Raw genomic sequence first — 14606 nt, 5'->3', positions numbered from 1 at the left:
CGAAGTGGCTAAACGCGGCGGACTGTAAATCCGCTCCTTCGGGTTCGGCAGTTCGAATCTGCCCCCCTCCACCATCTTAATGGGCTATAGCCAAGCGGTAAGGCAACGGACTTTGACTCCGTCACGCGCTGGTTCGAATCCAGCTAGCCCAGCCATAAGAGCCATTAGCTCAGTTGGTAGAGCATCTGACTTTTAATCAGAGGGTCAGAGGTTCGAATCCTCTATGGCTCACTCTTAACATCTTTCTTCGGAAAGGTGTTTTTTTTTATTGTTTTATGTAAACGGATACATTATTCTATAAATAACACGAAAAAAAGAGGTGGATATATAAATGAAAAACATAGATATTATAGGGGTGCCTTCAACATTTGGTCAAAGAAAATTAGGGGTGAATTTAGGTCCAGATGCTATAAGATATGCAGGATTACAAGATAGACTAGAAAATATAGGTATTAACGTTCATGATAAAGGCAATATAGACGTTCCTGCTATAGATTTGAAAAAGTTTAATTCTGAGCAACAAGGCTTGAGAAATTATGATGAAATTATTAATGTTTCAAAGACGCTTAGCCAAAAAGTAGACCAAACGATAATAAATGATAGATTTCCATTAGTTTTAGGCGGAGATCATTCTATAGCAGTGGGTTCAATATCTGGTATTTGTAAACACTATGAAAATCTAGGTGTGATTTGGTATGATGCTCATGGTGATTTGAACATACCTGAAGAGTCACCTTCAGGTAATATTCATGGTATGCCATTAAGAATATTATTAGGTGAAGGTCCAAGTGATCTTGTTAATTTAAATGACATTCAACCAAAACTTAAACCTGAAAATATTGTTTTAATTGGTATGAGAGATTTAGATAAAGGTGAACGTGAGTATATCAAAGCACAAAATATTAAAACTTATACTATGGCCGATATAGATAAACTTGGTATAGAAACAGTTATTAATGATACATTAAGTTATTTGAAATCAAGACATGTTGATGGATTACATTTATCCTTAGATGTAGATGCTTTAGATCCAACTGAAACACCAGGAACAGGTACAAGAGTATTAGGTGGATTGAGCTATAGGGAAAGCCATTTTGCTTTAGAATTACTTCATGAAAGTAATATGATAACATCTATGGATTTAGTTGAAGTTAATCCATTAATTGATTTACATAATAGTACAGCTGAACAAGCAGTTTCATTACTTGGAACATTCTTCGGAGAAACATTATTATAAAATATTTATTGCAACTTGCATGTATTTTGACATGCAAGTTTTTTTCATTTTTCTCTCCGTTCATATGACACTTGTTCTAATGATTGATATAATGGATGATATGGAAAATGTTATCGGAGGAGATGTTATGGATTTTTCCAATTTTTTTCAAAATTTTAGTACTTTGAAAGTCATAACTAGTGTCCTCGATTTATTGATTGTATGGTATGTCCTTTACTTACTTATTACAGTTTTTAAAGGAACTAAAGCAATACAATTATTAAAAGGTATTGTTGTTATAGTAATCGGTCAACAAATCAGTAAAATGCTAAATTTGACTGCGACTTCTAAATTGTTCGATATCGTAATTCAGTGGGGTGTACTTGCTTTAATAGTTATTTTCCAACCTGAGATTCGAAGAGCGTTAGAACAATTAGGTAGAGGAAGTTTCTTGAAACGTTATACAAATGCCTATACTAAAGATGAAGAGAAGTTAATCCAATCTGTATCTAAAGCGGTTCAGTATATGGCTAAACGTCGTATAGGTGCATTAATAGTGTTTGAGAAAGAAACAGGTTTACAAGATTATATTGAAACTGGGATTCCTATGGATTCTAAAATTTCTCAAGAGTTATTAACAAATGTATTTATACCTAATACACCTTTACATGACGGAGCTATGATTATTCAAGGGACTAAAATAGCAGCAGCCGCTAGTTATTTACCTTTATCAGATAGTGTTAAAATTTCTAAAAGTCTAGGTACTAGACATAGAGCAGCAGTAGGTATTTCTGAAGTATCAGATGCCTTTACAGTCATTGTTTCTGAAGAGACAGGTGATGTTTCAGTTACATTTGATGGTAAATTGAGAAGAGATATTTCAAATGAAGTGTTTGAAGAATTATTAGCTGAGCATTGGTTTGGCACACACTTTCAAAAGAAAGGTGTGAATTAATATGTTAGAAAGCAAGTGGGGATTAAGATTTGTTGCATTAATTTTAGCGATATTCTTCTTCTTATCTGTGAATAATGTTTTTGGTAACATATTTAATTCAGATGATATTTCACAGAAATCAACGAAGACAATCCAAGATGTTCCAGTGGAAGTGGTTTATAATCATAAAGATTTACATGCAACACATGTTCCAGATACAGTAGATGTAAATATATCAGGGCCACAATCTAAATTATTAAAAATTGAAAGTCCAGATGACTTAAAAGTAGTTGTTGATTTGTCTGGAGAAAAGGCTGGTAAATATCATGAAAAATTCCAAGTTAAAGGAATAAGTAATGGTATTAATTACAATATAAAACCTAAAGCAGCCAATATTACATTAGAAAAGAAAACTACAAAGACGATGCATGTACAACCGGATGTAAGTCAAAGTGATATTTCAAATGAATATAAAATAGATAAACAACAAATTTCACCAGAAACAGTTAAAGTAACAGGTGGAGAAGAGCAATTGAATCAAATTGCTTACTTAAAAGCAACATATAAAAATGCTAGTAAGATTAGCAAAGATACAAAAGATGTTGCAGAAGTTAACGCTTACGATAAAGATTTAAATAAATTAAACGTCTCAATTAATCCAGGACAAGTAGATTTGAAAGTATCTGTTAAGCCTTTTAGTAAAAAGGTAAAAGTGAATACTAAGACTACTGGAAATTTAGATGATAATAAAAAAGTTGATAGTATAAAATTAGATGATGATGAAGTAGAGATTTATGGTAGTAGAGAAGACTTACAGGGTATAGATAGTATTACAGCTGAAGTTGATTTAGATCATATTTCAGAATCAACTGAAAAGACAGTGAAATTTGATTTGCCTAAAAATGTAAGTAAGGTTAAACCTGAAGAAACAAAGGCTTATATTACGGTTAAATAATTGAAAGAAATAAAAGGAGAGTAAATCATGGGAAAATATTTTGGTACAGACGGTGTCAGAGGTGTCGCAAACGAAGAGTTAACGCCAGAACTAGCATTTAAATTAGGTAGATATGGTGGTTACGTATTAGCGCATAATAAAGGTGAAAAAAATCCTAGAGTACTTGTAGGAAGAGATACAAGAGTCTCCGGGGAAATGTTAGAAGCTGCATTAATTGCAGGGTTAATTTCTATTGGTGCAGAAGTTATGCGCTTAGGTATTATTTCTACCCCAGGTGTTGCATATTTAACAAGAGAAATGGATGCAGGATTAGGTGTGATGATTTCAGCATCACATAACCCAGTTGCTGATAACGGTATTAAATTCTTTGGTTCAGATGGATTTAAACTATCTGACGATCAAGAAGAAGAAATAGAAGCATTATTAGATCAAGATGATCCAAGTCTTCCAAGACCCGTTGGTACTGATATCGTTCATTACTCAGATTATTTTGAAGGTGCACAAAAATATTTAAGTTATTTAAAATCAACAGTAGACGTGAATTTAGAAGGTATGAAAATAGTATTAGATGGTGCAAATGGTTCTACATCATCTTTAGCACCATTCCTATTCGGTGATTTAGAAGCGGATACTGAAACAGTAGGTTGTAGTCCTGATGGCTATAATATAAATGAAAAATGCGGTTCTACACATCCTCAAGCACTTGCAGAAAAAGTTCTTGAAACTGGCGCAGATTTCGGATTAGCATTTGATGGTGATGGCGATAGAATCATTGCAGTAGATGAAAAAGGACAAATTGTTGATGGTGACCAAATTATGTTTATCATTGGACAAGAAATGCATAAAAACCAAGAGTTAAATAATAATATGATTGTTTCAACAGTAATGAGTAATTTAGGTTTTTATAAAGCATTAGAGAATGAGGGCATCCAATCTAATAAAACAAAAGTCGGTGACCGTTACGTGGTTGAAGAAATGAGACGTGGCAATTATAATCTTGGTGGTGAACAATCAGGTCACATTGTTTTAATGGATTATAATACTACGGGTGATGGATTATTAACAGGTGTACAACTAGCAGCTATTGTTAAAATGTCAGGTAAATCATTAAGTGAATTAGCATCACAAATGAAGACTTATCCTCAATCTTTAATCAATGTGAGAGTGACTGATAAATATCGTGTTGAAGAAAATATTGATGTTAAAGAAGTAATGACTAAAGTTGAAGTTGAAATGAATGGTGAAGGTAGAATTTTAGTTCGTCCTTCAGGTACAGAACCATTAGTACGTGTGATGGTAGAAGCATCAACTGACGAAGATGCACAAAGATTTGCACAACAAATTGCAGATGTAGTCGAAGACAAAATGGGTTTAGATAAATAAATGATAAAAACGAATGTCACATTTAAAAGTGGCATTTGTTTTTATATTACAAAAAGAACCAGAAACTTTAGTTTCTGGTTCTTTATAATACCTTATTTTGCAACTAGTTCATTATATTCTTTTTCAATCTCTTCTGCTAATGGTCCTTCAACTTTAGCATATGTTTGTAAGAAGGCTTTAACACCATGTTCTTGAATATAATTATTTTTCTCTACTGTTTCTTGATCTGCTTTGTCATCATATTTTAGAAGTAGGGCAGCTGCTTTAACTAAGCCATCTCTTTCTAAATTATGTTCATATAAATAATTTAATGGTTTAATAATACGATCTTTAGGTCCAATTTTACGTAGTGTTCCACGACCTACACGAGTAACTTCATCAGAAAGATGAGGATTATTGAAACGTTCGATAATTTTTTCTACGTATTGTGATTGTTCAGTTTTAGTGAAATAAAATTCGCGTGTAATATATTCGCTTGTTTCAGCTAATACACGTCTTAAACCTGCTTCAATCGTACTATCTTGAACGGCATCTAATACTGTTGCTTTATTATCATTGTAACCAGCATATGCTAAAAATGCATGGCCAGTATTTACTGTTAATAATTTTCTTTCAATATAAGGTGTTAAATCATCAACGTATTTAATATGATCTAATTCCTGTCCATACCAAGCATCTTTTTCTACTACCCACTCGAAGAAAGGTTCTACCATAACATCTAAAATATTTTCATTTTTTTGTAATGGAACGATTCTATCAACTGCAGAGTTTGCAAAGTGAATATGATCACCAAGAGGACCAGTTATATCTAAAATAGCTTTTTTAAGTGTGTCTGTTGCCATAATTGCATTCTCACAAGCAACGATATTAACGTGATTCTCTTTTTCTTTTAAGTATGGTGCGAATGATTTAGCAATAATTGGTAAAATATTAACACCAATAGCAGTTGTAATTAAATCAGCTTCTAAAATGGCTTGTTTTAATTCATCAGACGGTTTGGCTGAGTTAATAGCATCAACGTTGTTAACACGAGTCGTTGTTTTAGACTCATCTGCTAAAATAACATCGTATTCATGCTCTTTTTGTAAAGCATTAATAATTTCCTCATTTACATCTGCAAATGTAACTTTAATATTATTATCTGCTAAGATATAACCAATAAATCCACGACCGATATTACCGGCACCAAAATGTACTGCTTTCATTATGCATCAGCCTCCTCAAAGACTTGTTTGATTTCGTCAGCAGATTTAGCATTGATAATACGTTCTACATTTTCTTCTTCACTGAAAGTAATTGCGATTTTAGATAATAGGTCTAAATGTTCTCCGTCTTTACCAGCGATACCAACAACGACTTTAACTTCTTCGCCGTTCCAATCTACACCTTCAGGAATTTGTAATAAGGTTAAACCTGATTGGATAACGTTACCTTTAGCTTCTTCAGTACCATGTGGAATAGCTAAGCCATTACCCATAAATGTAGATACAACATCTTCACGATCTTTCATTGCTTGGATGTAGTTTTCTGTAACAGCACCACTATCTACTAATGCTTGTCCTGCTTTTTCGATTGCTTCGTTTTGACTACCTACTGATACATTGATAAAAATATTTTCGTTACTGAATAATTCACTCATTGATTAATACACTCCTAAATTAATTGTTGTTTTATTTGTTTTAAAAATTGCTTTTCCAGTATTGTTTTAAATTCCTGTGGATTTTGCATAAAATCATCTAAGTTTTCCAAATGATCACTAAGAGTTTCTGATATTGTACTAACTAACTTTGTCATGATTGCATTTTCTGGAATAAACATACTTAACATATATTTAATTGAATGATTGTCATTTTGAACATTACTCAACGCTATTGGTTCTTCCAAGATAGTGATGAGAATACAAGGTTGCTTAAACATATCATCTTTCATATGTGGAATCGCAATAGGGTAAGGACGTAATATCCAACTTGGATTATCCTCTAACCGGTGTTGTAATTGTTCAGCGAATGACTGCCCATCTTCAATGATATCTTGACTGACCAAGTAATCAGCTAAATGTTGTTTCCAATTTTCAACTGATTTATATTCTATTTTCACTGAATCAACTAATTTTAAACCTGCACGCATGGTTTCTAAAATATCATCTTTAGATGTTGATAAAGTCTCTACTTCTTTATGTGTTACCAAATGATGTGTTTCTTTGGTATTTAAAAATGATGATACATAACCAATATCTGAATCAGGAAGTAGAGGATTCACTGTTAAAAATGGTCTGTCAATATCTAAATTAACTGTAGATATAATGCCATCATAACTAGATAAATCTAATACATTTAAGTCACTAACAGATGCTTGGGTAATACGTTCAATTTCACTAAACACTTGTTCGAGACGTGTTGCTAATAAACGGCTTGTTCCAATACCGCTACTACAGACAACTAGAATGTTTAAAAATTGATGTCCTTGATTTTTGATAGATCCTCCAAAATGAAGCACGATAAAGGCGACTTCACTTTCTGGGAATATCAAATCTGGCCAAACGACACGTAACGCCTTACTCACATTATCAAATAGTCTTGGATATTTGTACTTAATCATATCGGTTAACGGATTATAAGTTTCAATATTTGATTCTAAGCGATTGATAGCTGGATTAATATGCAATGATAAACCATTAATTAATGTATCTTTATCATCAAAGTATTGACCTGAAATCTCTTCTACTGTCTGTACAAAAGATTTAATTTTTTGTTCGCTTTTCTTATCTTCAAATAAAGTGTCTTTAGTATCTTTACGTTTTGAACCGCGCAAATGAATGGTAATAAATGTGATTTCAGCTTGATTAAATTGAACATCATAGAGATGCTCTAGATGTTTTGCGATTTCACTAGCAATTTCATGTTCGAATGTATCCTTTACAGATTGATAAATATCATCATTAAGTGATACATATTCATTGTTTTGCATTCTTGTAATACTTAAAACGATATGAACAGTTAATGTTAAATAGCTAGATTCTGTCAATGAATAGGGAAGCTGTCCTAAATAATCCATTAAAATTCTCTCAACTTTAAATATTCGATCTAAATCCACAAGTGATTGCTGAGATTGATGTAATGATTGATAAACAAAGTGGTTTTCTATAACTGAATACACACTTGTACTATTTAAGTTATTTACCATTAATTGACTTAAGAATTCTCTTTTTTTAGATTCAGTGCCGTTTAAAATAACACCTTCGCCACGTTTACGTGTCAATGATAATTGATATAATGCCAAATCTTGTTCTAAGTCGTCTAACAGTTTTGTTAATGACTGAATGGATACGCCAATTTCTTGTGCAAGGCTATATTGTTTAACAGCATGCTTAGATTGTATAAGTGCATATAGAATAATAACTTTTTGCTCTTCAACGGATAAATCGAGCGTTTGCTGTTGAGTCATTTCAAGTTTTAATGCTTGAATATCTTGATTAAGTCCTTTTAAACGTATACCCTTTTTGTTTACACGTTCTAATTCTATAGAAAAAGTATCAATATAAGATTCCACATGCTTTAATTCTCTATGAATAGTACGAGAGGACACTGCCAGTTGTTGAGCAATGTCATAAATAGTGACATATTGACCGTGATACTTGATTAATAGTTCTATAATCTCTTTTTCACGTGTACTCAATAGCATGGCGGTATCCTCCATTTAATATTTATTTAAAATTATTGTTCTTCTTTTTTAAGGTTATTTAATAACTCTTCATATCTAGGTGAATTTAAGAAATTATCAACTGAAATATGAATTGCATTTGGTACTTGTTTGATGGCACGATCAGTTAATGTTTTTTGAGTGATAACTAATTGAGCATCGTTAGGTAATTGGTTAATAGCTGTATTTGTTACATTCACATCAGAAATACCAGCTTTTTTAAATTTATTACGTAACATACTAGCACCCATTGCACTAGAACCCATACCCGCATCACAAGCAAAGATAACATGGTTCACATTACTGTAATCATGCGCATCTACATCTTCAGTATTATAGTTATCTAATAATTGATCTGCGTCGTCTTCGCTATTATTAGATTCTTCTGTTGATGTAGCACCTGCAGTAGCACCAGTTGTACTAGCTTGTTGATTATTTTCTTTACTGCTTAATTTTGAAGATACACTTGATTTTTTACCTTTAGTAGCTTCCATTTGAGCAGTAGCTGCTTCTAAATCTTGTTTTGGTTCTTTTGTAAACTTAAGAATAATTGCTGAAACTGCGAATGATACTAATGTTGCTAATACAACACCTAATAACATGTGAAGGAATTCTCCTCTAGGTGCGTTAATACAATATACTATGAATGATCCTGGAGATGCAGGACTTTTGAATCCGAATCCAGTTGCTTGGTATGTTGCAACGCCTGTCATTCCACCTAAAATAACTGAGATGAATAACATAGGTCTCATTAATACATATGGGAAGTAAATTTCATGAATACCACCTAAGAAGTGGATGATTCCTGCACCATAAGATGTTGCTTTTGCAGTACCTTTACCAAAAATCATGTATGCAAGTAACACACCGAAACCTGGTCCAGGGTTTGATTCGATTGCGTATAAAATAGATTGACCTGCTGTAGCAGCTTGGTCTGCACCAAGTGGTGTAAATACACCATGGTTAATAGCGTTATTTAAGAATACGATTTTAGCTGGCTCAACAATAATACTTACGATTGGTAATAAGTGAGCGTGTACTAAAGCTTCAACTGCAACAGATAAAATGTGCATGATGAATTTCATAATTGGAGCTAAAATTTCAAAACTTAGAATTGTCATGATGAAACCTAAGATACCTGCTGAGAAGTTATTGAATAACATCTCGAAACCTTGTGGTGTTCTTGGTTGAATGATTTCATCTGTTTTCTTCATTAACCAACCAACTAATGGTCCCATAATCATTGCGCCTAATAGCATTGGTGTATCTGGTAATGCAACGATAACCCCCATAGTTGAAGTTGCAGCAATAATACCACCACGTAATCCATGGATTAAACGACCACCACTAAATGCAATTAATAATGGAATTAAGAATTTAATCATTGGATCAGCTAATTGAGCTAAATCTTTATTTGGTAACCAACCATTGTCGATAAAAATTGCAGCGATAAATCCCCAAGCGATGAATGCACCAATATTTGGCATAATCATACTACTAAGGAACGAACCGAATGCTTGAACTTTACGGCCGAAACCTTTTTTCTCTTGTGTTTGTGCCATTTCTACACCTCTTTTAAATTAGTATTTTGACTATATATATTGTATATCTAAGAAGCTCATTACTACAATAAGAACAAAATTCGAATTTGTCATATAAATCGTGACAACAATAATTCTATTATATATAGGTAAAGAGAATGTAAATATACAGTTTGTTAACAATTAATTTCATATGCAATTTACGCTAGGAGTTTTTTACAAAAAGCTTGTGAAAATATTTGCAATTGAGTAATTTGTCATTGTACAATAGGTCTTAATGGGAAGGAGGATAGAAGATAAATATTACAAAGCGCCTGTGCAAGTTGTTGTTATAATGCAGTAATTAAGAATTTAATTCAAATGTTGAAATTCTTATAGCTTATAAGCACATCTTGTAGACGAGGAGGATAGTGATCGAAAAGATCGGCGGATGCTATCCCGGATGTGGCTCATTCGTTAGCTTATTAAGTAAAACAGTAGGGCAACCTATTGGACAAAGTTAATAAGATCGCCAATAAATATTATATAAAATGAAAGACGTTAGAATGTTAAGTGTGATAAAATATCACGCTTATTTTCAAGTGGGTTTAAATAAGTTTTTGTTCACTTGTAGTACCGAAATAATAATGATAGAAGATTACTAAACTAAATTATGGGTAATAAATCATTGTTACTAACGTTATTTCAATAATTGGAGGAAATATAAATATGTGCGGAATAGTAGGATATATTGGCTACGATAATGCCAAAGAATTATTATTAAAAGGATTAGAAAAATTAGAATATAGAGGCTATGATTCAGCAGGTGTTGCTGTTGCAAATGAAGCAGGTACTAAAGTATTTAAAGAAAAAGGACGTATCGCAGAATTACGAAAAGTAGCTGATAGTAGCGATATTGATGGTACAGTTGGAATCGGTCACACTCGTTGGGCAACTCACGGTGTTCCAAATTACGAAAATTCACATCCACATCAATCTACAACTGGTCGTTTTACACTAGTACATAATGGTGTAATTGAAAACTATGAAGAATTAAGAAGTGAATACTTAAGCGATGTTACGTTTGTTTCTGAGACAGATACAGAAGTTATTGTTCAATTAGTTGAATATTTCTCTAAACAAGGTTTCGAAACAGAAGACGCATTTACAAAAGTAGTATCATTATTACATGGTTCTTATGCGTTAGGTTTATTAGATGAAAAAGATAAAGATACAATGTTTGTTGCTAAAAACAAATCACCACTATTAATTGGTGTTGGCGATGGCTTTAATGTTATTGCTTCTGATGCTTTAGCAATGTTACAAGCAACAAATGAATATAAAGAAATTCACGACCATGAAATCGTTATTGTGAAACGTGACGAAGTAATTATTAAAGATGCTAATGGTCAAGTTCAAGAACGTGAAACATACACTGCTGAAATTGATGCTTCAGATGCAGAAAAAGGTGTGTATGATCACTACATGCTAAAAGAAATTCATGAACAACCAGCAGTAATGCGTCGTATTATTCAAGAATACCAAGATGATGAAGGTAACTTGAAAATTGATGAAGATATTATCAATGACGTATCACAAGCAGATCGTATCTATATTATTGCTGCAGGTACTAGCTATCATGCAGGATTAGTAGGTAAAGAATTCTTAGAAAAATGGTCTGGTGTGCCAACAGAAGTACATGTGGCATCTGAGTTTGTATACAACATGCCATTATTATCTGAAAAACCATTATTCATTTATATTTCACAATCTGGTGAAACTGCAGATAGCCGTGCAGTATTAGTTGAAACTAAGAAATTAGGTCATAAAGCATTAACAATTACGAATGTACCTGGTTCTACATTATCTCGTGAAGCAGACCATACTTTATTATTACATGCTGGTCCAGAAATTGCTGTAGCCTCTACAAAAGCTTATACAGCTCAAATTGCTGTATTATCTATCTTAGCTCAAATCGTTGCTAGAACGCATGGTCGTGAAGCGGATATCGATTTGTTGAGAGAATTAGCTAAAGTGACTACTGCAATCGAAACAATCGTAGATGATGCACCAGTAATGGAAAAAATTGCTACTGATTTCCTTGAAACTACTAGAAATGCATTCTTTATTGGTCGTACTATTGATTATAATGTCAGCCAAGAAGGTGCATTAAAACTTAAAGAAATTTCATATATCCAAGCTGAAGGATTTGCTGGTGGAGAATTAAAACACGGTACAATTGCCTTAATTGAAGATCGTACACCAGTAATAGCTTTAGCAACTCAAGATAATGTAAACTTATCAATCCGTGGTAATGTTAAAGAAGTTGCAGCACGTGGTGCTAGCACTTGTATTATTTCTATGGAAGGTTTAGATAAAGAAGATGATACTTACGTGATTCCTCACGTTCATGAATTATTAACACCATTAGTTTCTGTAGTGGCATTACAATTGATTTCTTATTATGCTGCGTTACACAGAGACCTTGATGTGGATAAACCACGTAATTTAGCTAAATCAGTAACAGTAGAATAATCTTTAGAAAATAATTTGAAATATTTATAAAAGTTCTTGATAGCCTCTTTTTAGTTAATATTAACTGAGAAGAGGTTATTTTTATTGCACTTTTATTCATTTAATGACAAAATTTTAAGTAATATATGATAATGTTATGGAGGAAAATATGGACAACATTAAAGCAATATTTTTAGATATGGATGGTACGATTTTACATGAAGATAACAAAGCATCAGAATATACGAGAGATGTCATTAATGCTTTAAGAGAAAATGGATATAAAGTATTTTTAGCAACTGGACGTTCATATTCTGAAATTCATCAACTTGTTCCTGAAGGTTTTTCAGTAGATGGTATTATTAGCTCAAATGGAACTACAGGGGAAGTTAATGATGAAAATATATTCAAGCATAGTATGTCTCTAGAATCAGTTAAACGTATAGTGTCATTGGCGCAACAACAAAATATTTACTATGAAGTATTTCCATTTGGTGAACAACGACTTGTATTAAAAGAAGATGAGCAATGGATGAGAAATATGATTAGCGGTGGAGATACACCACCTAATAATGTAGGTCAAAGTGAATGGGCTTCAAGACAAGATGCGCTCAAGGATAAAATTCAATGGGTAGAGAGTTTACCAGATAAAGACTATTCGAAAATATACTTATTTGACACAAACTTAGATAAAATCACTCATTTCAGAGATGAATTAAAGCAAAATAAAGTGACTCTAAATATTAGTGTTTCTAATTCATCACGTTATAATGCTGAAACAATGGCTTATAATACTGATAAAGGTACTGGTATTAAGGAAATGATTGAACATTTTAATATTAAACAAGAAGAGACTCTTGTTATGGGTGATAGTGATAACGATAGAGCTATGTTTGAATTTGGGAATTTTACAGTGGCAATGAAAAATGCACGAACTGAGATTAAAGCATTGACGAATGATGTGACAGAATTTACTAATGAAGAAGATGGTGCGGCTAAATATTTGAAAAAACATTTATTAGACTAAATTGGTATAGTAATTTGATAAATAAAATAAGACGGCGTTCAAAGGTTTAAAACCAATGAACGCCGTCTTTTATTATTATCAATTATTATTTATTATTAGGATTGTTTTTATCAATTGTATCTTTTGCTGTTTTTTCTAAATCATCTTTTTTTGATGTTGCTGTATTTGATAAATCTTCTTTATGTTGAGTAGCTTTATCGTTTAAGTCTTTATTAGAATCTTGAGCATTAGATTGTGTTGAATCTTTTAAATTACTTGTATGATCATTAACATTGTCTTTAGTTTTATCTTGTAATTGACTAGATTGTGTTGATTTTGATTTAGCATCTTTATTATTTATAGCTTTATCTTTTTTGTCTTTTTTACCTTTTTTAGAATCAGTAGTTACTTTTTCGCCTCGTAGTACGAAATATTGAACGATTCCCATTAATAAAGCATAGTAAATAAATAGTGTTACTAAAATAACAATAACTTGTAAAATAACTAATAATACTTGCGCAACTGTTTGTGACATACTACCAGTTGCCATTTGTACAAGAGTCACTAATACACGTGTGATGATAGTAATTAATAAATTAATTAATAAAATACCAATGAAGAATTTTAACCATGTTTTATGGCCATTTTTAATTGCTTTAAATCCTTCTTTGAAAAGTTTAATTGGTCCTTGTGTTGGGTTTTCTGTGTATGCTGCTGTGTAATTAATGATTAACACAAAGAAAAACCAATAAAAGATTGAAGTAATGAATCCAACAATTAAAGTTACACCAATTTGGAATGCTAGGTAAGCAGGCATTGGATTATCCATGCCACTAATAGGTCCTTGAATAGCATTTACTAATGGTGATATTACAAGGCCAAGCAATTTATTTACTAAAAATAAAATGACTCCCATTATGATAAATAATGCTACAGTGATTAATGCTAGTAATACACTTTTACCATAATGACCTTTTTTGAATGAGATAAATAAATCTGAGAATTTAACTTTTTCTTTTCTGATTGCTTTTGAAATAACATTAATCGCACCTGCAATTAATTGATAACCTAAAAAGATAAATAATAAAATTACGACTAATGCAAGTCCAATAATCGGTGTAAGTAATGGTCCGACTGGTTGACCGAATTGCATCATCATTTGCAATTGCATGATTTGTTGACCAATCATAGCCATTGCCACTCTACCGATTAAAAAAATGACGATAAAGCTTACTAATGTAAATAGTATTGCTTTAAGATTCTGAGGTTTAGCATTCTTAAATGCTAAGTTGTAATATTTAAACAAATTTTAAGCACTCCTTTTCGTTAATATAAATACAATATCAAAAATTTGGACTTTTTCAAATTAATATCTAACA

Annotated in this window: 11 protein-coding genes and 2 tRNA genes; 8 read left to right on the top strand and 5 right to left on the bottom strand. The window is 32.1% G+C overall.

Annotated elements, in window-relative coordinates; genetic code table 11:
* Positions 1–80 precede the first annotated feature (80 nt).
* From ACZ267_RS10845 to glmM, 6 genes are all read left to right on the top strand, one after another.
* Positions 81–155, top strand: a tRNA-Gln gene (locus tag ACZ267_RS10845).
* 3 nt (positions 156–158) lie between these two features.
* Positions 159–231, top strand: a tRNA-Lys gene (locus ACZ267_RS10840).
* A gap of 100 nt (positions 232–331) precedes the next feature.
* Complete coding sequence (rocF, locus tag ACZ267_RS10835) at positions 332–1237, top strand: arginase (RefSeq protein ID WP_019236014.1); 906 nt, start codon at positions 332–334, stop codon at positions 1235–1237.
* Positions 1238–1364: 127 nt separating this feature from the next.
* Complete coding sequence (cdaA, locus tag ACZ267_RS10830; protein WP_002451707.1) at positions 1365–2171, top strand: diadenylate cyclase CdaA; 807 nt, start codon at positions 1365–1367, stop codon at positions 2169–2171.
* A gap of 1 nt (position 2172) precedes the next feature.
* Positions 2173–3105 carry a CdaR family protein gene (locus tag ACZ267_RS10825; protein ID WP_015364809.1) on the top strand — a complete coding sequence of 311 codons (933 nt, stop codon included), beginning with the start codon at positions 2173–2175 and terminating at the stop codon, positions 3103–3105.
* Positions 3106–3132: 27 nt separating this feature from the next.
* Positions 3133–4488, top strand: a complete 1356-nt coding sequence (gene glmM / locus ACZ267_RS10820) for a phosphoglucosamine mutase (protein ID WP_002467229.1) — start codon at positions 3133–3135, stop codon at positions 4486–4488.
* Positions 4489–4580: 92 nt separating this feature from the next.
* Here the strand turns inward: glmM and ACZ267_RS10815 are convergent, their stop codons facing one another.
* Genes ACZ267_RS10815 through ACZ267_RS10800 form a run of 4 tightly spaced genes read right to left on the bottom strand, consistent with a single transcriptional unit; the run spans position 4581 to position 9749 of the window.
* Positions 4581–5693, bottom strand: a complete 1113-nt coding sequence (locus ACZ267_RS10815) for a mannitol-1-phosphate 5-dehydrogenase (RefSeq protein ID WP_463680318.1) — start codon at positions 5691–5693, stop codon at positions 4581–4583.
* Positions 5693–6127 (bottom strand): PTS sugar transporter subunit IIA, encoded by a 435-nt coding sequence (locus ACZ267_RS10810; protein ID WP_002467235.1) that lies wholly within the window; start codon positions 6125–6127, stop codon positions 5693–5695. The genes ACZ267_RS10815 and ACZ267_RS10810 overlap by 1 nt, the downstream gene beginning before the upstream one ends.
* Before the next feature lie 14 nt (positions 6128–6141).
* Entirely contained in the window at positions 6142–8169 is a 2028-nt protein-coding gene (locus ACZ267_RS10805; RefSeq protein WP_015364811.1) for a BglG family transcription antiterminator, read from the bottom strand.
* A 32-nt stretch (positions 8170–8201) separates the two neighbouring features.
* Complete coding sequence (locus tag ACZ267_RS10800) at positions 8202–9749, bottom strand: PTS mannitol transporter subunit IICB (RefSeq protein ID WP_079449132.1); 1548 nt, start codon at positions 9747–9749, stop codon at positions 8202–8204.
* Positions 9750–10436: 687 nt separating this feature from the next.
* On the opposite strand from ACZ267_RS10800, the gene glmS reads away from it, so the two are divergent.
* On the top strand, positions 10437–12242 hold the full coding sequence (gene glmS, locus ACZ267_RS10795) for a glutamine--fructose-6-phosphate transaminase (isomerizing) (RefSeq protein WP_002467205.1): 1806 nt from the start codon (positions 10437–10439) through the stop codon (positions 12240–12242).
* Positions 12243–12390: 148 nt separating this feature from the next.
* A complete protein-coding gene (locus ACZ267_RS10790) occupies positions 12391–13248 on the top strand; it encodes an HAD family hydrolase (RefSeq protein WP_002467226.1) in 858 nt (285 codons plus the stop codon).
* An 85-nt stretch (positions 13249–13333) separates the two neighbouring features.
* On the opposite strand, the gene ACZ267_RS10785 is transcribed toward ACZ267_RS10790, so the two are convergent.
* Complete coding sequence (locus ACZ267_RS10785) at positions 13334–14533, bottom strand: hypothetical protein (protein WP_002467216.1); 1200 nt, start codon at positions 14531–14533, stop codon at positions 13334–13336.
* Positions 14534–14606: the final 73 nt, after the last annotated feature.

The sequence above is a fragment of the Staphylococcus sp. AC872 genome, from assembly GCF_979255425.1.
Note: the sequence above shows the minus strand (reverse complement) of the source record. Positions and strands in the feature narration are given on the sequence as shown.

Bases quoted from the DNA above. Each gene is read 5' to 3' on its own strand.
- ACZ267_RS10805 (WP_015364811.1), bottom strand. From the start codon at position 8,169: ATGCTATTGAGTACACGTGAAAAAGAGATTATAGAACTATTAATCAAG.
- ACZ267_RS10810 (WP_002467235.1), bottom strand. From the start codon at position 6,127: ATGAGTGAATTATTCAGTAACGAAAATATTTTTATCAATGTATCAGTA.
- ACZ267_RS10815 (WP_463680318.1), bottom strand. From the start codon at position 5,693: ATGAAAGCAGTACATTTTGGTGCCGGTAATATCGGTCGTGGATTTATT.
- ACZ267_RS10825 (WP_015364809.1), top strand. From the start codon at position 2,173: ATGTTAGAAAGCAAGTGGGGATTAAGATTTGTTGCATTAATTTTAGCG.
- rocF (WP_019236014.1), top strand. From the start codon at position 332: ATGAAAAACATAGATATTATAGGGGTGCCTTCAACATTTGGTCAAAGA.
- glmM (WP_002467229.1), top strand. From the start codon at position 3,133: ATGGGAAAATATTTTGGTACAGACGGTGTCAGAGGTGTCGCAAACGAA.
- glmS (WP_002467205.1), top strand. From the start codon at position 10,437: ATGTGCGGAATAGTAGGATATATTGGCTACGATAATGCCAAAGAATTA.
- ACZ267_RS10790 (WP_002467226.1), top strand. From the start codon at position 12,391: ATGGACAACATTAAAGCAATATTTTTAGATATGGATGGTACGATTTTA.
- ACZ267_RS10800 (WP_079449132.1), bottom strand. From the start codon at position 9,749: ATGGCACAAACACAAGAGAAAAAAGGTTTCGGCCGTAAAGTTCAAGCA.
- cdaA (WP_002451707.1), top strand. From the start codon at position 1,365: ATGGATTTTTCCAATTTTTTTCAAAATTTTAGTACTTTGAAAGTCATA.